17 protein-coding genes and 1 pseudogene are annotated in these 19,750 nt (G+C 44.0%); 5 read left to right on the forward strand and 13 right to left on the reverse strand.

Annotated features, from left to right (window positions below):
* Window positions 1-5: 5 nt before the first annotated feature.
* The 8 genes and pseudogenes from AC1IR0_RS04665 to AC1IR0_RS04700 form a co-directional block, all read right to left on the reverse strand.
* The gene (locus AC1IR0_RS04665) at window positions 6-332 is read right to left on the reverse strand and encodes an H-NS histone family protein (RefSeq protein WP_026055760.1); all 327 of its coding nucleotides are present in this window, start codon (window positions 330-332) and stop codon (window positions 6-8) included.
* A 141-nt stretch (window positions 333-473) separates the two neighbouring features.
* Window positions 474-903: pseudogene (locus AC1IR0_RS04670) on the reverse strand (acyl-CoA thioesterase).
* 8 nt (window positions 904-911) lie between these two features.
* A complete protein-coding gene (locus tag AC1IR0_RS04675) occupies window positions 912-2,105 on the reverse strand; it encodes a heme biosynthesis protein HemY (RefSeq protein ID WP_409651613.1) in 1,194 nt (397 codons plus the stop codon).
* Window positions 2,106-2,111: 6 nt separating this feature from the next.
* A complete protein-coding gene (locus AC1IR0_RS04680; RefSeq protein ID WP_409651610.1) occupies window positions 2,112-2,951 on the reverse strand; it encodes a hypothetical protein in 840 nt (279 codons plus the stop codon).
* Window positions 2,948-3,727 (reverse strand): uroporphyrinogen-III synthase, encoded by a 780-nt coding sequence (locus AC1IR0_RS04685; protein ID WP_044113064.1) that lies wholly within the window; start codon window positions 3,725-3,727, stop codon window positions 2,948-2,950. The genes AC1IR0_RS04680 and AC1IR0_RS04685 overlap by 4 nt, the downstream gene beginning before the upstream one ends.
* Complete coding sequence (gene hemC / locus AC1IR0_RS04690) at window positions 3,727-4,650, reverse strand: hydroxymethylbilane synthase (protein ID WP_168730646.1); 924 nt, start codon at window positions 4,648-4,650, stop codon at window positions 3,727-3,729. The genes AC1IR0_RS04685 and hemC overlap by 1 nt, the downstream gene beginning before the upstream one ends.
* 108 nt (window positions 4,651-4,758) lie before the next feature.
* Entirely contained in the window at window positions 4,759-5,499 is a 741-nt protein-coding gene (locus tag AC1IR0_RS04695) for a LytR/AlgR family response regulator transcription factor (RefSeq protein WP_004278633.1), read from the reverse strand.
* A 69-nt stretch (window positions 5,500-5,568) separates the two neighbouring features.
* Window positions 5,569-6,723, reverse strand: coding sequence for a sensor histidine kinase (locus AC1IR0_RS04700; protein WP_409651605.1), 1,155 nt, complete (start codon window positions 6,721-6,723; stop codon window positions 5,569-5,571).
* Here AC1IR0_RS04700 and argH point away from each other — a divergent pair.
* Both argH and AC1IR0_RS04710 read left to right on the forward strand, forming a co-directional pair.
* The gene (gene argH / locus AC1IR0_RS04705; protein WP_171501402.1) at window positions 6,714-8,144 is read left to right on the forward strand and encodes an argininosuccinate lyase; all 1,431 of its coding nucleotides are present in this window, start codon (window positions 6,714-6,716) and stop codon (window positions 8,142-8,144) included. The two genes, AC1IR0_RS04700 and argH, sit on opposite strands and share 10 nt — an antisense overlap.
* A gap of 15 nt (window positions 8,145-8,159) precedes the next feature.
* Entirely contained in the window at window positions 8,160-8,429 is a 270-nt protein-coding gene (locus AC1IR0_RS04710; RefSeq protein WP_004278636.1) for an oxidative damage protection protein, read from the forward strand.
* Window positions 8,430-9,090: 661 nt separating this feature from the next.
* On the opposite strand, the gene pgsA is transcribed toward AC1IR0_RS04710, so the two are convergent.
* The 3 genes from pgsA to uvrC all read right to left on the reverse strand — a co-directional run bounded on the left by pgsA (window position 9,091) and on the right by uvrC (window position 12,495).
* Window positions 9,091-9,678, reverse strand: coding sequence for a CDP-diacylglycerol--glycerol-3-phosphate 3-phosphatidyltransferase (gene pgsA / locus AC1IR0_RS04715; protein WP_016806864.1), 588 nt, complete (start codon window positions 9,676-9,678; stop codon window positions 9,091-9,093).
* A gap of 107 nt (window positions 9,679-9,785) precedes the next feature.
* The gene (locus tag AC1IR0_RS04720; protein WP_479741204.1) at window positions 9,786-10,580 is read right to left on the reverse strand and encodes a thioesterase family protein; all 795 of its coding nucleotides are present in this window, start codon (window positions 10,578-10,580) and stop codon (window positions 9,786-9,788) included.
* 115 nt (window positions 10,581-10,695) lie between these two features.
* Window positions 10,696-12,495, reverse strand: coding sequence for an excinuclease ABC subunit UvrC (uvrC, locus tag AC1IR0_RS04725; protein WP_479741205.1), 1,800 nt, complete (start codon window positions 12,493-12,495; stop codon window positions 10,696-10,698).
* 225 nt (window positions 12,496-12,720) lie between these two features.
* Here uvrC and AC1IR0_RS04730 point away from each other — a divergent pair, with 225 nt between their 5' ends.
* On the forward strand, window positions 12,721-13,782 hold the full coding sequence (locus tag AC1IR0_RS04730) for an AAA family ATPase (protein ID WP_479741206.1): 1,062 nt from the start codon (window positions 12,721-12,723) through the stop codon (window positions 13,780-13,782).
* 17 nt (window positions 13,783-13,799) lie between these two features.
* Here the strand turns inward: AC1IR0_RS04730 and AC1IR0_RS04735 are convergent, their stop codons facing one another.
* Window positions 13,800-14,213: a PH domain-containing protein gene (locus tag AC1IR0_RS04735; protein WP_479741207.1), complete on the reverse strand. Its 414-nt coding sequence runs from the start codon at window positions 14,211-14,213 to the stop codon at window positions 13,800-13,802.
* A 586-nt stretch (window positions 14,214-14,799) separates the two neighbouring features.
* Here AC1IR0_RS04735 and fadB point away from each other — a divergent pair.
* Together fadB and fadA are read left to right on the forward strand one after the other, a co-directional pair.
* The gene (gene fadB, locus AC1IR0_RS04740) at window positions 14,800-16,950 is read left to right on the forward strand and encodes a fatty acid oxidation complex subunit alpha FadB (protein ID WP_004729267.1); all 2,151 of its coding nucleotides are present in this window, start codon (window positions 14,800-14,802) and stop codon (window positions 16,948-16,950) included.
* Between the two features lie 12 nt (window positions 16,951-16,962).
* A complete protein-coding gene (gene fadA, locus AC1IR0_RS04745; RefSeq protein WP_005108092.1) occupies window positions 16,963-18,135 on the forward strand; it encodes an acetyl-CoA C-acyltransferase FadA in 1,173 nt (390 codons plus the stop codon).
* Window positions 18,136-18,167: 32 nt separating this feature from the next.
* Here the strand turns inward: fadA and AC1IR0_RS04750 are convergent, their stop codons facing one another.
* Window positions 18,168-19,742, reverse strand: a complete 1,575-nt coding sequence (locus AC1IR0_RS04750; RefSeq protein WP_180087578.1) for an SIR2 family protein — start codon at window positions 19,740-19,742, stop codon at window positions 18,168-18,170.
* Between the last annotated feature and the right edge of the window lie 8 nt (window positions 19,743-19,750).

The raw sequence follows: 19,750 nt of genomic DNA on the forward strand, positions 1-19,750 counted from the left end.
GAGGCCTAGATCAGAAAATCGTCCAGCTTTGCGCCTTTTTCCAATTCTGCCACTAACCAGCGCGGTTGTTTACCACGGCCAGTCCAGGTATCGTCCGGATTGCTTTTGCTACGGTAACGCGGCTCAACCGACTTACGTGATGATTTTTTACGTTTAGACGCACCAAATTCAAGTAACTGTTCAACTGTCATACCCACTTTCTCGGCAACTGCCAAGATTTGCTGATAAGCGTCTTCAATCTCTTGATCTTTTTTTGAAGCAATCAGTGATTCTGCTTCTGCTTGTAAACGTTTTAACTCTTCTACTGATAAATGCGTAATATCTGGCATAATGCTCTCCGAAAAATAATATTATTCGTTTTGTTAAATAATAGCCCCATCATATTTATATTAAATAAAACATTCAATATAAAACCTTAGACCAATAACAATAAAGTTTAAAAAAAATTACAAATCAAAATGATTCATTCATTTTTAAATTTCATGTTGAACGCTTAATTCAAGTGCTTTGATTTTTTCGCGAATATGTTCCGGAATTTCTGTTTTCTGCATGGTCTTTTTATCGACACAGACAATCACTGCTTCTGAAGTAGCCACAATACTTTGCTGTTTTTCACTCCATAATAGATATTGCATTCTAACTGCACTATTTCGAATTTCTTCAATACGTGCTGCCACTTTTAAATGATCAGGAAAAACCACAGGTTTTAAATAACGGCACTGATTTGAAGACACTACCGTAAATACCGGTTCATTATGTATATCTAATATCCCTAGATAAGCCAGACGCGCACTTTCGACATAACGGTAATACATGGCATTATTGACATGTCCAAAGGCATCCATATCACCCCCATGCGACTGTTTGTTCATAAATAACTGGATATTGTTTTAATTCTGACATTATTATTCTCAAGTCTTAATTTCTATAAAGTTTACATTCGATTCAAATACTGCATTTAACTGCTGTAGCAAGTCCTCCCGATCTTGTAAGGCAGCTTTAATTCTTAAATAACTCATACGAATATCATCCGGATACAAGTCGAGTAGTTGCTGGGCTTGATCTGTATAGCCTGTGGCTTGCAATACATGCCATTTCGCAAAGCTTAAAACCGGTAATGCCGGATACTTGGCTTCCCAGTGCGAAATCTGTTGTGCAATCGCATTATAATCCGGGTTTTGACGCAATAACTGTTGCTGGAACCACAAATAAAAGACATCCTGATTAAATTGCTGTTCCATTAAATGAATTGCAAGCACTTCATGCTCGGCACTCATTTCTGGCATTCTAAATAATAATTTCAACCATAATAATTTGACCGAATAGTCACGATCAAATATCTGAGGTTTTAAATCTAAATAACGTTGCTGTAAATAAAATAAATCGTCCTGTGTGGCTTGATCATAGGCCAATAATAATTGTTCCAGCCATGTTTTTTTTACTTCTTGGTCCAAATGCCCATATTGGGTCGAACGTAAATATAACCAGGGAAACTGCATGGCAAATACCCCCCATAAGGCGACAAGGCGCTGCTCATAGGCTGTTTTAACCTGTATTAACCAAGGTGATAATTCATGCTGATTTAAAAACTCTAAATGGGTAAGTGCTTGTTCACCTTGCTGTTGTGATAAATAAATTTCAATCCGCTGTAATTCTGCCAATTCAAAAGCCATGGGATTGGACTGATTTAAAGCAGTTAATGCATGGGTATATTGCTGTTGCCCCCAAGATAAACGTGCATCAATAATATGTTTAAGTAAACCCGACTTAGTAAAAGACTGCTGAATAAAATCCCGCTGATCCTGCGCAGCGTTTAATAACCAGATCACGGCCAATTGTTCATAAGGGTGCAAGCGGGAAAAACTAAAGACTGTTTCAGTTTTACGCTTTTCACGATTGCGATACTGCTTGATAGCATACCAGATGCAATGCATCAGAAAACTTACACTGACCAAGGATGCGGCCAAAAACCAGAGGGTGGTTTGTAACTGCCACTCGCGCCAATACAGATAGACATAGCCAGCCCCATGTCCATAACTCAAGATACTCAGCCCCGCAATGCCAAGTAAGCAGACAAATAAATAGGCCAGCAGAATCTGTTTCATAAGCAATTAGCCCACTAGGGTGCGTGTGTTTAATAATGGAATCGGAGTAATCGGGGTAGCCTTGATTTGATTCAATTGCTGAATCCATTTTTGGCTCTGCGCATCCGGCAATTGTCCCAAAACTTCAATCACGGCATTCAGTGCTTGCTGAAAAGCGACAGATTGGTCTTTTTGCAAGGTATTTTGTGCGATGAGCAAGCGCAACTGGGCCTCTTTCAGTACCAGATGCCGTTGCATCAAGACTGTGCTTGGCTGATCTGCGGATTCAACCTGAATCCAGCGCTGCCAGAAAGAGCGTTGAGTTTCTGGACGCTGACGATGTGGTGTCTGAATTTCTTTTTCAATTTCAGCATCCATCTGCACCAGGATCTCTTTTACTTTATTTTGCTGCACTAATCGACTGTTCACGAATTTTTTCAGCATGTCCTGATCTTTTGCAATCACTTGCTGTAAACTGCTGACCAAGGCAGGCGCTAAAATATAATCATCCAGCTCATTGGATAACTGATTTAATTTCTCAATCGCAGTGGCGTATTGTTGCTGTTTGAGTGCAAATTCGATCAGATCCAGATGTTGCTGTATTAAGGCAATATCATTTTGCGTTTCATTAGCTACCGCTTCACCTACTGAGGCTTTAGATGGAGTGGTTCCAGCATTTTCCTGTTGAGCAAAAATCTGGCGTTTTAAAGCCACGAACTGATCATTGAGATTGGCATTTTGCTGCTGTAACTGATTGATGCTTTGATTGAATTCAGTCTGTGCTTTATTCAGAATATGTAAGTCGTAGCTGAGCTTGATGAGCCACGCCATACTCAAGATGAACAATACAATGAATAGTTTCTTCATGCGTTCCCTAATATCAGCCCCATTTTCTGCAAGATCGTATTTGCGTCTAAATCATCGATTTTTACGAATTGAAAACTTGCCTGATGCTGCTGTTGATATTCCCCAAGAATATTGGCCAAACGTGGCCCCAAAACCAAATAACAGGCTTGCTGTATAAACTCCGCATTCCTCTGCAAGAGTATCAGCCAGTTTAACCAACTTGCCTCACTGGTGATTAGCACTGCAAAACGCTGCTGTGTCTTAAGCAGCGCCAAATTCTCTGCCAAAATCGTTGCCGTCGTTTTAGGACATTGCCGCCGGTACAAAATAAAGTTTAAAACTTTAATATTGCTGGCACGTAAATGATCCATCATAAATTGACGACCACCTTCTCCGCGCCAGAAAGCCACACCTGAACCAGAAGCCAGTTGCTTCAACACAGGCAATTGCAGCATGCCTTCCGAAGTTTCGACCTCAGGCACATGACTATGAATGCCATAGCTCGCCAGTGCCTGTTCAGTGGCTTTTCCCACTGACACCCAATGCACCTGCGCCAAGGCCGAGAGCTTAATACCCGCCTGTTGTAAATATTGCATGCCAATCTGAGCGGCCGTCGGACTGACCACCACAATAATCTGTGCCTGCTCCAGCTGCTGATACAAAATCGACAGCTCATCGGAATAAGGCATGGCATGCAGTTCGAGCAAGGGCAACTCCAGAACAGACACCTGTGCTGCCTGTAACTGTTGAGTCAAGCCTGCAGCACGATCACTGGGGCGAGTATTAATCAATAACATCAGTGTGAATAGAGTGCTTTCAGCAACTCGCCAGCACCTTGATCAAGCAAGTCTTTTGCCAGCTCTACACCCAATGGCTCCGCATCTGCTATTTTGCCAGTATGCTGTGCACGAAGTAAAATTGTTCCATCGACACTGCCTACACGACCTTCGATTGAAATCACACCCTCTTTGAGCGTGGCATAACCGGCAATTGGTACCTGACAACCGCCTTCCAGATAGGCATTGAAGGCACGTTCGGCACGTACGCACGCATCCGTGTCTGCATGCAGGAGTGGCTGAATCAAGTCCAGGACCGTCTGATCATGAGTACGGCATTCTAAGCCTAATGCACCTTGCCCCACGGCCGGCAGACTGACTTCAGGCGTCAGAGTATGACGAATACGTTCTGCCAGACCCAAACGTTTTAAACCGGCACTGGCCAGAATAATCGCATCATACTGACCTGCATCCAGTTTGGACAAACGTGTGCCGACATTACCGCGTAAGTCGATAATGTGCAGATCCGGACGCTGTTTTAAAATCTGGGTTTTACGGCGCAAGCTTGAGGTTCCCACTTTGGCGCCTTGTGGCAATTCCTCAAAACTAGTGTAGGTATTCGACACAAAGGCATCCAGTGGGTCTTCACGTTCACAGATTACCGCCAAACTCAGACCTTCGGGCAAGGCCATTGGGACATCTTTCATGGAATGCACAGCCAGATCTGCACGACCATCCAGTAAAGCGGCTTCTAATTCTTTTACAAATAGTCCTTTTCCACCAATTTTAGCCAGTGGTGTATCTAGAATTTTATCGCCCTGTGTAACAAAAGTGACTAACTCGACCTGCAAACCAGCGTGCAAATCTTGTAGGCGCGCACGGATATGTTCCGCTTGCCAAAGCGCAAGTGGACTTTGTCGAGTTGCAATTTTTAGGGTCTTCATAAATTTCAATAACAGTAAATGAGAACAATAGTCTAAACTTAACCTGCTCACTTGAAAATGCAAGTGAATTTATACAAGTTTCCACTGAATGCTCTCATTCATCCCCTGCTAAAGCTTTTGAATCCGATCTCGTAAAAACGGTAAATGTCGCCGACTAACCGCCAAACGATCGTCCAGCTCACGACAACGTACCTGATACTGACCAGAACTCACCACTTCCAGACCATCCAGATAATGCACCGAGATCAAGGCATTACGATGAATCCGGATAAACTGGTTCCCAAACTCCTGCTCTAACTCCTTTAAGGTTTCATCAATCAATACACTGCCGTTTTTATGACGCACAGTGACATATTTCTGATCCGCCAGAAAATAATAGATATTTTCAACTGGCACCAATTCGACACCACGATAGGTCTTTGCCGCAATCTGCTGGCGGCTGATATTGATTTCGTCCATATTTTCTTTTTGTTTTAGTTGGCTCATTTGAGCTTGGGTAAGTTTAGTTAAGTGCTCTAAAACCTGTGCCAATTCCTGTTGCATCACCGGTTTAAGCAAATAGCCTTCGGCATTTGATTTAAATGCATCCAGCGCATGTTGGTCATAGGCCGTACAAAAGACAATGGCCGGCATTGGATCCAGTTGACGCAAATGTTGCGCACAAGCCAGTCCGTTCATTTCAGGCATTTGAATATCTAATAGGATGACATCGGGTTCGTATTGGTGAGCCAGATCAATCGCTTGACGGCCATGGCTTGCTGTCGCCACCACATCATGCCCCAGTTGAGAGACCAAACGTGATAAACGCTCGACGGCCAAAGGCTCATCATCACAAATCAGGATGTCCATTTCTCCTCCTTACCCAGTTAACATCATCAGATGAATGATAAAGCTAACTGCGATTTCTTTGATTTATTTTTATTTATATTGATATCGCACTACCGTCGTAAACATCCCTTCGCCGGCAAAGGTTTGAAAAGTCACACTGGGTCCATAATAAGCTTGCAGACGCTGTCTGACATTTTCTATTGCAATACCATGTCCCTTTTTTAAAGTTTTATTATCCTGTGCATAAGGGTTCGTTATGATGATATTAATTTGATTTTGCAATATTTCAACCAATATGCTTATGGTACTCTTTGTAAGAATTTTTTCAACTCCATGGAAAATACTATTTTCTAGCAAGGGTTGTAAAGTTAATAATGGAATTTGAACTTGTGAGTATAAGTCTTTGTTTTCTAACTTCCATTCGACCTGCAAACGCTCACCTAGACGGATCTGCTCAATCTCCAGATAGCGCTGGCACAGATCAATTTCCTCCTGCAGGCTGACCAGTTTTAATTCCTGAAAACTGGCACGAAATAACCGTGACAAATTCAGCAGCATGTGCTCGGCTTTATCCGGATTGATACTGATCAGGCTGATCACACTGTTCATGCTGTTAAACAAAAAATGCGGCTGAATCCGTGCCTGCATGGCCTGAATCCTAGCATTCAACTCACTATGCTGCTGCTGCTCCCATTGCTCACGCAAATAAAGATAGCGAAAACAGAAAGTTCCCAGCAAAATTCCCAGACTTAAATGGAGTCCGACCCGATCCAGCGCAATCGCCAGGTTTAAATCCTGAAAATTAAAATTCTGTCCAAAATATATCAAGATATTCAGGTTCACCGTAGTGAGCAGTACAATTGCCTGTAACAGCAGAAATCCGGAAGTTAACGCCAGTTTGATTCCCATACGTTGAAAGGCTTGATGGAACAGCTCGACCAGTGCTGCAAAACATAACAGTACCCAGTTGATATACAGGATATATTGCAGCAGGTGTATCCCATTTAATGCCTGCCAGGATTGCGCTTCTGCAAGCGCCAGAATCATGGCCAGAATATTGCCGCCAGCAAACAGTTCCAGCAAATAGCGTAAATTGCCGATCTGGCTAAAAAAATAGGAATTTTGCGTCTGTTCGTTTATCGATGTAAAAGATTGAGCAGATGTGACTTCGGCAATGGGCTTTGAATTTGTTATACTCTTTTTCGTTCTACTGCTTTTAATCTGATTGAGCCGACATGACCACATCTTCTAATTCCTCTAATCCATCACACGCCCAGACTTCGGGTATGTGGGGCGGTCGTTTCTCTGAAGCGACTGATGCTTTTGTTGCTGAATTTACAGCATCTGTTCAATTTGACCAACGTTTTTATAAACAAGATATTGCAGGCTCGATTGCCCATGCAACCATGCTGGCAAAAGTGGGCGTACTGACCACGCAAGAACGCGATGACATTATTGAAGGTCTGACAGCGATTCAAGCCGATATTGAAGCAGGCAACTTTGAATGGCGCATTGATTTAGAAGATGTCCACATGAACATTGAGTCACGCCTGACTCAACGTATCGGCATTACTGGCAAGAAACTGCATACCGGTCGTAGCCGTAATGACCAGGTGGCTACAGATATCCGTCTTTATGTACGCGATGAAATCGATAGCATCCTGGAATTACTGAAAAAATTACAAAAAGGTATTTTAAGCTTAGCGGCTAAAAACACCGACACCATCATGCCAGGCTTCACCCACTTGCAAACCGCTCAGCCAGTGACTTTTGGTCATCATCTAATGGCTTGGTTTGAAATGCTGGTACGCGATTCAGAACGTCTGATTGATTGCCGTAAGCGTGTCAACCGTATGCCGCTTGGTTCTGCTGCACTTGCAGGTACTACTTATCCAATCGACCGTGCTTATACTGCTGAACTGCTAGGTTTTGAAGCTGTTGCTGAAAACTCGCTGGATGCAGTATCGGATCGTGACTTTGCGATTGAATTTAATGCCGCTGCATCTTTAATTATGATGCATTTATCACGTATGTCTGAAGAACTGATTCTATGGACATCTGCACAGTTCAAATTCGTGAATATTCCAGATCGCTTCTGTACTGGCTCTTCAATCATGCCGCAGAAGAAAAATCCGGATGTGCCTGAACTGGTACGTGGTAAAACCGGCCGTGTCTATGGCGATTTGATGAGCCTGCTGACTTTAATGAAAGGCCAGCCTCTAGCCTATAACAAAGACAATCAGGAAGATAAAGAGCCATTGTTCGATGCGATCGATACAGTTCGTGGTTCACTCATGGCATTTGCTGACATGATTCCTGCACTGGTTCCAAACATTGCTGAAATGCGCGAAGCAGCGCTGCGTGGTTTCTCAACTGCGACTGACCTAGCTGATTACCTGGTGAAAAACGGCGTTGCATTCCGTGATGCGCACGAGATTGTAGGTAAAGCGGTTGCACTCGGTGTACAAGAATCTAAAGACCTGTCTGAATTGACACTCGAACAACTGCAACAGTTCTCTGACCTGATTCAAGCAGACGTATTTGAAAAAGCCCTAACTCTTGAAGCTTCGGTGAATGCCCGTAATCACATTGGTGGCACCGCGCCTGCTCAAGTGAAAGCAGCCATTGAGCGTGCACATGCGCGTTTGGAACAACTTTACGCATAATTTTGGAGTATGGATATGTCTCGACAAGTTTTTTGCCGTAAGTATCAGGCGGACATGGAAGGTTTAGACTTTGCTCCATTCCCGGGGCCAAAGGGTCAGGAATTGTTTGACACCGTGTCTAAACAGGCTTGGCAAGAATGGCTAAAACACCAGACTACGCTAATTAATGAAAAGCGTTTGAACGTGTTTGAAGCAGATGCGAAAAAGTTTCTTGAAGAACAGCGTGAAAAGTTCTTTAACAATGATGCATCCCTAGAAAAAGCCGAAGGGCTGAAGCCTGAGTAAAAAAGAAAGCACTGCTTTTCTTTTTTACGTAAGACAAGGACGAAGTCCGCGTAGGCTTTAATCTAAAAGAATCTCCATTATTGGGGATTCTTTTTTTATGTATTGCTCTAAACATTACTCAAGACCAGCGAAGCGGGTAGTTTTGAATGTGAAGAGCTCCCAATGCAGGAACTTTTCACATTAAAGCCCTGCCTTTCTTTTTTACACAAAACAAGAATGAAGTCCGCGTAGGCATAAATCTATCCCCTATTTCAGGGGATTTTTTGACTAATTCTAGCAAATCTTACTAACTCACACTTAGAGCACAAAAACAGATTTTTACTTATTCTATTTCGTTTATCTAGTCAGCCACTATCCTGCTGAAAAACATTCAGATTTGTATCAAAATAATAGATTGTAAAAGCAATATACAGAGTATTCACAAAACACAACATTCTGCTACAAGAAGCCACATGATTAAAAAAAACTGTCTCTCTATAATGAGCCCTAAGAAGATGAGATATCTTTGAATAACTATAATAATAAGCAACAAATACCCCGATTTCATCCCAGTTCTTCCCCCAAAGACTGGGTATTTTTTTGCCTGCAATTTGCCGATTGGCTTGATAATTTAAGCGCATAAAAAAAGCCCCCTTTCAAGGAGCTTCTCTTTTCATTTCGATTAAGGCTGTTTCAGATATGGCCAAGCCGCTTTCAGATAAATGAACATCGACCATAAAGTGAGTACCACTGCGGTGTATAGCAAGGCATACGCCAGCATTTCTAGCGGTGGCCAGTTCAGCAGGAATACGGTGATAGCGATCATCTGAAAAGCGGTTTTGTATTTACCCACTGTTGAAACCGCAACATTGGTCCGCGCACCGAGTTCTGCCATCCATTCACGCAGGGCTGAAACGGTAATTTCACGCGAAATAATTACAATCGCAGCAAAAGCCATCGACATGGAAGGCTGCCATTGCACCAATACAATCAGTGCAGCTGCGACCATCAATTTATCTGCAACCGGATCGAGAAACCGCCCAAAAGCGGAAGTCTGGTTTAATGTACGTGCCAGATAGCCATCAAACCAGTCCGTTACCGCAGCCACCACAAAGATCGTGGTTAAAATGATATGCCGCGTCATATCGGGGTTATGAGCATCAAAGCCCATTGCAGGTGGCCAGTAAGCCACCAATAAAAATACCGGAATAAGAGCGATACGCGCCAAGGTCAAGATATTTGGAATATTCAGGATACGACCTGTAGTCATAGACACCGCCAATTTTTCCCCTCATGTACGATGAAAATGCACACTTTTTTAGAGGTTTGATCCATCATTAATAGGCTTCACTTTATACGAATTGACTTGCAGTGTCACTAGGCAAACACCGTCACTGTTTGTCTTGCCATCGCAATCAGGCGATTTTCGGCATCCCAGAGATAGGCATGCTCCGTCGCATAACCATCCGCAGCATAATCGGTAAATACTTTATATTTAAACCAATCATGCAATTGATGTTGAACCGGATGCACATAGGTCACTGTCCAGGTCAGACTACTCGCAGGCGCCATGTTTTTAAACATCGGCAACACCCCAGGTGGCCAGATATCAAAAATAGCCATCAAGTCTGCGACCAGAAATTCACGGTTGTGATGCTTTTCAGGATGAAACCGGCACCAGCCACCAAAGTCCGGACGAGGACTGGCACTACAAGGCAGATTGATATCCGCCCAAGCCACTTCGAAATGGTCATAACAGTCTGGCATGCCATAGCCAGCAGGAATCTGAAACAGCTGCTCTGGCGCAGCATAGTCGGGTGCCTGAGCTTGTTGCTGAACCTGAATCTCTGAATCACGGGAAATACCAAAACTGGCAATCAGAATACTTTGCACCGCGTCGTCCTGCCATAAGCGCACTTCAATCGTGGTCACCGACTTGCCCTGCCGCAGGGTTTCGGCACTCAGTCGTACTTTGGCTTGCTGAATCGGGCCAACAAAGGTCACACTGCAACTGAGTAAATGCTTGGCCGGATCATTGATGTGAGTGACGGCTTTTTGCATCATCATCGCGGCAGCCAGACCACCATACAGAGTACGACCCTGTAACCATCCCTGTGGAAACTCTACCCATTCCTGTTCGGCAATTTGTGCATAAAGTGCATGCAAAGACATGTTGATCCCTCAGTAAGTCTTGATGCTCAGTATATTCGGCAAAATTCTTCAGGTTGTGAATGTCACGTGACCCAAGCGTCAATGCGCACTTTGGCCCTTGCATTTAAGCCACGCGTCATTCATGCAGCACTTTATAAATCATCCGGGCCATGACTGAACCCAGTCCCGGTACCAGTTGCAGATCTCGTTCTGAGGCTTTCAGTACGCCCTGAATCCCGCCAAAATGGGTCAGCAAATCCCGACGGCGTTTTGGTCCGAGCCCCGGAATAACTTCCAGCACTGATGAACCACGCTTTTTATCGCGTTTGGCACGATGCTTGGTAATCGCAAAGCGGTGTGCTTCATCACGTACCTGCTGAATCAGATGCAGCGCCTTATGATCCTCCGGTAATTGAATTTTACTGCCATCGGTAAAGTGCAGGGTTTCCAGACCGGGCTTACGTCCCTCACCTTTGGACACACCGACCATAAAGGCATCCAGTCTCAGTTCCTGCATGACTTCCATCGCCATGTGCAATTGCCCCTTGCCACCATCAATCAACAGCAGGTCCGGCAATAGGGCTTTTTTATAACGACGGGTCAGCGCCTGACGCATGGCGGCATAGTCATCGCCCGCCTGAATATCATGAATGGAAAACTGGCGATAATCACGCTTGCGCGCACCACCACTGTCAAAGACCACACAGGACGCCACGGTATCTTCGCCCATGGTATGTGAAATATCGAAGCACTCGATCCGGTCTACAGGACGGCCGACCACCTGCTCCAGCTGATGAAAACGCTCATTTAATTCTATATGATTGGCCAGCTTGCCCTGAATCGCGTGCTGTACATTCATCTGCGCCAGTTCCAGCCATTCGGCCCGGGTTTCGCGGACTTTGGACTTGATCTGGATTTTCTTGCCAAAATGCTGCGACAGTGCTGCTTCCAGTTCCTTACGATCAGCCACTTCCAGATTGACAATCAGTTCAGCCGGGATTTCATCTGCTACCTGAAAATAAAAATTGGCAATAAAATCGGCCAGCATTTGCCCCAGGTCATCACTAAGCATATCCGGGAAATAACTTTTTCCACCCAGCATTTTACCGTTGCGCACATGCATGATCTGCACACAGGTCACACCGGCCTGATAGGCAATCGACAGGATATCCGCTTCACCTTTGAGCTTATAGATCGCCTGCTGCGACTGCACATCCCTTAACAGCGCCATCCGGTCCCGATAGAACACCGCTTTTTCAAATTCCAGCGCTTCAGCGGCCGCTTCCATTTTTGCGATCAGTTCCTGATTCAGCTCCTTGGTATCGCCCTGCAAAAATCGGATCGAGTTATCGACATCTGCCTTATAGTCTTCCGGAGAAATAAATCCGACACAGGGCGCAGAGCAGCGTTTGATCTGGTATTGCAGACATGGCCGGGTCCGGTTGGCAAAAAAACTGTTTTCACAGGAACGCACATTGAACAGTTTTTGTAGCACCACCAGAGTATCCCGGGCGGTATACGCACTCGGATAAGGTCCAAAAAACTTGCCCACCTGGTGCTTGCCCTTGCCGCGCCCACTGGCTAAACGCGGATAGGGTTTATCTGCCGAAACAAAAATATAGACATAAGATTTGTCATCACGCAGCATGATGTTATAGGGCGGATGATGCAGCTTGATCAGGTTCTGTTCCAGCAACAAGGCTTCAGTTTCAGAACGTACCACCAGGGTCTGGATATCATAAATCCGTGCCACCAAGGCCTGGGTTTTGGGATGATCCAGCGTTTTGACAAAATAGCTGGAGACCCGGTTTTTCAGGTTTTTGGCTTTACCCACATACAATAATTCACCGTCTTTGCCATACATCCGGTAGACCCCGGGCAGGCTGGTCATATTCGCCAGGATTTTTTCAATATGGGGGCGTGCGTTTTCGTTCACCTAAAGCCTATTTTTCACCTACAATCTGCAGATATATGTGATGATTGTTGCGTCATTTTCAAGCAAAAACACAAAATTCCCCTGAAGCTGCCACTTAATCTTAAAGTTCCTGTCGGGTTATCCCCCCAATCTATAATCCTCACGACATAAACTGATTGTTAAAAGCTATAAGTTTCAACCTTTAACTTTGTTATGCTCAAAAAGTCTAGTTTTGAGATGATTCGCATGACCCTGCAGCAATCGGGCATTCATATTGTTCAACCCTCCACCTCCACCCATCACCCGTCTGAACGTGCTCGCCTGATTGGTAAACCGCGTTTTCATTTCGAGCCGAGTAAGGTAATGCAACTGCTACGTGAACGGATTATTGGGCAGGATGCAGCCCTGAATGAAATTGAAAAAATGTTGCATGTGGTCAAGGCAGATTTTTCCAGTCCGGATCGCCCTTTGTCGGTTACCTTGATGCTGGGCCCTACTGGCGTCGGTAAAACAGAAACCGTGCGTCTGATTGCCGATGCGATCTATGGCCGCCCGGATGCCTTTTGCCGGATTGATATGAATACTCTGGCACAGGAACATTATGCGGCGGCTTTGACCGGCGCACCGCCCGGTTATGTGGGATCAAAGGAAGGTCACAGCCTGTTTGATGAAACTGCGATTGCCGGCAGTCATACCCGGCCCGGCATCATGCTGTTTGATGAACTGGAAAAAGCCAGTAACGAGGTGATTCGCGGCTTTATGAACGTGCTGGATACTGGCCGGCTGACATTGACAGCGGGCACCAAAACTATCGATTTTCGCAACTGCATGATCTTTATGACCAGCAATGTCGGGGCACAGGCGGCGCAGCAATATCTGAATAAACTCAGCTATCTGCCGGAAAAAATGCAGGCCCTTTGTCTGAAGCGCGTTCCCGTCCAGCACATCATTGAAAAAGTCATGCAGCGTAAATTCGACCCCGAGTTTCTCAACCGGATTGACCGCAGCCTGCATTATCAGGCGGTACAGCATGATGTCCTGCCACGTCTGGTCGAAATTGAACTGGATAAACTGAACAAGCGCTTGCAACATCAGCAACGCAGCGTGCATTTAAGCGCTGCAGCCAAAGCCTATTTCTATCAGGGCCATGATATTCGTTACGGCGCCCGGCATTTGGGCCGTAAGATGCGTACCGAACTGGAGCCGATTCTGGCACTGTATTTTTTAAACCAGCCTGAGCAATTCAGTCTGCATCTGGACTGTGTCGATGGACAGCTGGTGGTTCTGCCTGAGCAAGCAAAAGCTTAACTAAGGCAGACTCGATATCAGTTTTTATTCGGCTGAAGCACCTGTATAAAAGCAGTTTGATCTTTGGGTGAAACCAATATAAATTTCTGCACGCCCGCATCAGTATAGTCAATCCGCAGACGCTTTAAAGATAAGGCTGGCGCAATGATAGAGTGGTCTGTGGGCTGAATGGATTGGATTTCACTTAACGGAATCTTCCAGCTTAACCACAGGCTTTTTATGGTCAACACCCCATTGTCCATCACATAGCGCGTACTCCACAGCGGCCACCATAAAATGATAATAGTCAGGACATAAACCGCAGTGTGCAGCGAATATTGCTGCATAGTGCCTTTGGCCTGCATGGTCAGCAGTAGTTGCAGCAACAGGCCACTCATACAAATCACAAAAGCCAGCAGCCACCAGTCTTTTTTAGAACGAAATACGTGCATCGATATCCCCCATATCTAAGTGCAAGATCATCATAAACAATTCCATAGCAGATGACAGGGATTCAACCCGGCAGGATGGAAATTATTTTAAATCACACATCGACAGGATCGTTCCCATTTTCGATCTCATCAGAAAAGTTCAGTAACTCAAATGATCTAATACACTGTTATTTGTGCTGATTAAATACTATCAGCAAAGACCTGAAAGCCCTGCGCTCAGCATACTTCGAGGCTAAAAATGGCAAGTTCAAGGATAGAAATTGACTGAATTGACAAAATTCCGCTAGAAATGCACCTTGAAAATCAGTCACCCTGCTCCATATCTATCAGGCTGATTGATAAAAAATAATGAATTGAAACAAAATCTTTGGTTCATCTTCTTTTAGAAAACTGAAAGGAAAAGTTATAGCGGGGCGGATCAGTCTGGCAGAAATTGATGACCATTGCGTCACGGCTTGATACAACTTGTTATGTTCTTTTTGGATATAGTTATCGTAAGATTAGCGAAGTCAAAAAGTGCGCGGGACATGCGCACTTGCTTCACAACATCAACTTAGAAGTCCTCCAAAATAAAGGAGATCAGGGCATGATCCACGCTGGCAATGCCATTACCGTCCAAATGCTTGAGGACGGGATTGCAGAATTCCGCTTTGACTTACAAGGTGAGTCCGTTAACAAATTCAACCGTGCAACGATTGAAGATTTCAAGGCTGCTATCGAAGCCGTCTCCCATGCCGATATTCAAGGTCTGATTGTGACTTCAGGCAAATCTACATTTATTGTAGGTGCTGATATCACTGAATTCGGCGACAACTTTGCTCAGGGTGAACAAGCGATTGTTGACTGGGCAATGCCAGTACATGAAATTTTTAACAGCTTCGAAGACCTCGACATTCCTAAAGTGGCTGCCATTAATGGCATGGCACTCGGTGGCGGTTTCGAAATGTGCCTGGTGTGTGACTACCGTGTCATGTCAGAGCAGGCACAAGTGGGCCTGCCTGAAATCAAGCTGGGGATCTTCCCGGGCTTCGGTGGTACAGTACGTTTAAGCCGTCTGATCGGTATCGACAACGCGGTAGAATGGATGGCAATGGCCAATCCTAAAAAGCCTGCTGCCGCACTGAAAGACGGCGCAGTCGATGCTGTCGTTCCTGCTGACAAGCTACAAGATGCTGCACTTGATCTGGTAAAACAGGCGATTCATGGCCGTTTAGACTGGAAAACCAAGCGTCAGGAAAAACTCGATCCAGTTAAACTCAGCCCGATCGAACAGATGATGGCGTTTAACTCATCGAAAGGCATGGTTCTGGCAAAAGCTAATCCAGCTCAATACCCTGCACCAAAATTACTGCTTGATTCTCTTCAAGCGGGTGCGAGCCTGCATCGTGATGACGCGCTGAAAGCTGAAGCTGAAGGCTTTGCCAAAGCTGCGGTAACACCTCAGGCAGGTGCCTTGATCGGTTTGTTCCTGAACGACCAGATCGTGAAAAAAACCTCGAAGCGCTATGAAAAAGGTGCGCATCCAGTGAACCAGGCGGCTGTTTTAGGCGCGGGTATCATGGGTGGTGGTATTGCTTACCAGGCGGCAAGCAAAGGCACACCGATCATCATGAAAGACATCGGTAACCAGCAACTTGCTTTGGGTATGAAAGAAGCCAATGGTTTACTGACCAAACAAGTTGAACGTAAGAAGATGAAGCCTGCTCAAATGGGTGAAACTCTTGCGCGCATCCGTCCAACTTTAAGCTATGACGAGTTTAAAGAAGTGGACATCGTGATCGAAGCCGTGACTGAAAATCCAAAAGTCAAAGGTATCGTACTGAAAGAAACTGAAGCGAAAGTTCGTGAAAACACGATCATTGCATCTAATACTTCTACGATTTCAATCACGCGCCTGGCTGAAAACCTGGAACGTCCTGAAAACTTCGTGGGCATGCACTTCTTTAACCCGGTACACATGATGCCACTGGTTGAAGTGATCCGCGGTGCGAAAACTTCTGACGAAGCGATTGCAACGACTGTGGTGCTTGCTCAGAAAATGGGTAAAACACCAATCGTGGTGAATGACTGCCCGGGCTTCCTGGTGAACCGCGTATTGTTCCCTTACTTTGGTGCATTTGACCTGTTGCTTAAAGATGGCGCTGACTTCCAGCAAATCGATAAAGTCATGGAAAAATTCGGCTGGCCAATGGGTCCTGCTTACCTGATGGACGTTGTCGGTATCGACACTGGCGTACACGGTGCAGAAGTGATGGCTGAAGGCTTCCCGGATCGTATGAAACCTGATTTCAAAGGTTCGATTCAGGTGATGTACGAAAACAAACGTCTGGGTCAAAAGAACGACGTTGGTTTCTACAAGTATGAACTTGACCGTAAAGGCAAAAAAGCCAAAGTGGTTGATCCAACTGCGTATGAGCTTGTGGCCTCTGTTGCAACTGCGGAAAAACGTGAATTTGATGCTCAGGAAATCATTGATCGCATGATGCTGGCTTTCTGTAACGAAACTGTTCGTTGCCTGGAAGACAACATTGTAGCCACTGCTGCTGAAGCAGATATGGCCATGATTATGGGTGTTGGTTTCCCTCCATTCCGTGGTGGTCCATGCCGTTACATCGATCAAACTGGTGTAGCTGAGTATGTTGCGCTTTGCAATAAGTATGCGCACCTTGGTAAAGCTTATGAAGCGCCAGAAATGTTGCGCGAAATGGCTGCTAACAATAAAAAATTCTACGGTTAAGGAGCAACGTGAATGGCTACTTTAAATCCACGTGACGTTGTCATCGTTGATGGCGTACGTTCAGCAATGGGTAAAACCAAAAACGGTATGTTCCGCAATGTACGTGCCGACTCGATGTCTGCTGAGCTTGTCCGTGCCCTGCTGGTACGTAACGAATTCGACCCGCATGAAGTTGAAGACGTAATCTGGGGCTGTGTCAACCAAACCCTAGAACAAGGTATGAACATTGCCCGTAATATCGCATTACTGGCAGACTTGCCGAAGACTGTTGCAGGTCAAACGGTGAACCGTCTTTGTGGTTCGTCTATGCAGGCGATTCACACTGCGGCTGCGCAAATTGCAACGAACCAGGGTGATATCTTCATCATCGGTGGTGTTGAGCACATGGGCCATGTGGGCATGATGCACGGCATCGACCTGAACCCTGAAGCGTCTAAGCATTATGCCAAAGCGTCGAACATGATGGGCTTAACTGCTGAAATGTTGGGTCGTATGAACGGCATTAGCCGTGAAGAACAGGATGCGTTTGGTGTGGAATCACATCGCCGTGCCTGGGCTGCGACTGAAAACGGTCTGTTCCAGAATGAGATCGTCGGCATTGAAGGTCATAATGCAGATGGCTACAAAATCCTGTGTGATATCGATGAAGTGATCCGTCCGGATGCGAACCTTGAATCGTTCAAATCTTTGCGTCCAGTCTTCGATCCGAAAGGCGGTACAGTAACTGCAGCGACTTCTTCAGCATTGTCTGATGGTGCTTCTGCAATGTTGCTAATGTCTGCTGAACGTGCTCAAGCTTTAGGTCTTAAGCCACGTGCTGTAATTCGCTCTATGGCGGTTGCAGGCTGTGATGCGGCGATCATGGGTTATGGTCCGGTTCCAGCAACGCAAAAAGCGTTGAAACGTGCTGGCCTGTCAATTGCTGATATTCAGACTTTTGAATTGAACGAAGCCTTTGCTGCACAAGGTCTATCTGTTCTTAAAGGCTTAGGCATTTATGATAAGCAAGACATCGTGAACCATAACGGTGGCGCGATTGCATTGGGTCACCCATTGGGTTGTTCTGGTGCGCGTATCACAACAACATTGCTGAACGTAATGGAACAGCAAGATACGCAAATCGGTCTTGCGACGATGTGTATCGGCCTAGGTCAAGGTATTGCGACCATTATCGAACGTGTTTAATTCTTAAATACCGAGATAAAAAGAAACCCCGCTTAATGCGGGGTTTCTTTTTTATTGACTAAGCAATCATAAATACAAACTAAACGCTTATAGTTAGAATTATTCCAGCTTTCTTCGAATTTTTCTTTTAGATAATCTAATAAAATTCTTAGATTCTCCTCTGAGCTATTATCAACAATATATTGACCTAAATAGTCAGCACGAATTGAATCGCTAAACTGAGTATTTTTAATTAATTCAAGAATACTTAATGAAGAAAGGTTCTTCGCTCTATATGATTTTCTATAGCCATTAGCTATCTTAGAAATAAATGTTCTTTCATTAAAATTAAATAAATTTTTAAAATTCTCAGGCGCATTTTTAAAAGGCTTATAATTTGGGTCAGCTTTAATAAATCTTTGAATAGGTACATAAACTGCTGACTTGCAAATATCTGGAAGTGTATTATTTAAAATTTGTGCTCTATCAAACTCAATATCTCCATATATAGCATCCGATAGAATCATTTTGAAATTAACACCTTTTAAGCCAACTTCACTATATCCTTGTTGAGCAACACCAAAACCTGCAACAAACTCAATTTTATTTGTTCCCTGCATGATTTCTTCAACATTTGTAGCACAGTATAATTTTTTATCTGGTGCCGCACCTTGAACTATTTCATAAAATTGCTCTCTAAAAATACGCAATATATAAGCAGGGATTTGACGTTCATTACCTTGTAGAGCTAAATAAACTTTCGAAAAATTATCAGTTCTAATTTCTGTTATAGGAATACTTATATTATCTACAAAACTAAAGTGTGTTTTAGAAATAGAATCCTCTCCTCCCTTTTCCCAACTAATAAAAATCAGATTATTTGCTAATTTAGCTCTATGTTCATCATTTGACATCATTTCTGAGATAGAACATAAAATAGATCTTATATTTTCATCATTCATAGAATAACCAATGAATATAATTGGATGTTCTAAAAATATTGAGAGAAGCTTTGCTGCTAAATATCTATTCTTTTTATGAAAATCCTCATAATCATTTTTTGTTAAAACTAGTGATTTTGGATCTGTACAACATCCATGAATTTTATAAATTTCAGCTATTTTTTGAGGATTTGAAAACAGCAAATTTCCTTGACCTACATAAACTTTATAATTTTCTTCTTCAAAGAGATGCTCTAAAAGTAAATCCCAATTTGTCGTAATAATTCCATCAATAATCGTTTTCTTTGATGTAAGAATATTTAATTCATCTAGTAGTTCTTTCTTATGAATATCTAATGATTTTAGATAATTACAAATATCATATCTTAATGGAGAAGATATATGAGCATACCAATCCGCCTGACTAGATATTATGTGTGAATCAGGTAGTGACCACCAATAATCAGAATATGGCTCTGCCATTTTTTCCGCTGCCAATGCTAGATCACCGTTACTTTCACTGATATAACGGATAAATCCTGAAGGTAAATTCGATCCAAATCGACTTAGTAAACCTTTCCAATCTTCTAAGCCTAGATAACGTCTTGAGAATCCTGAGCCTATAAAAAGAAATGGAGCTGTTGGACTTTCTTTAATTATTTCTTTTAAACTTTCCGTAATATCCAAAAAAGACC

This window comes from Acinetobacter sp. 129952 (genome assembly GCF_056642055.1).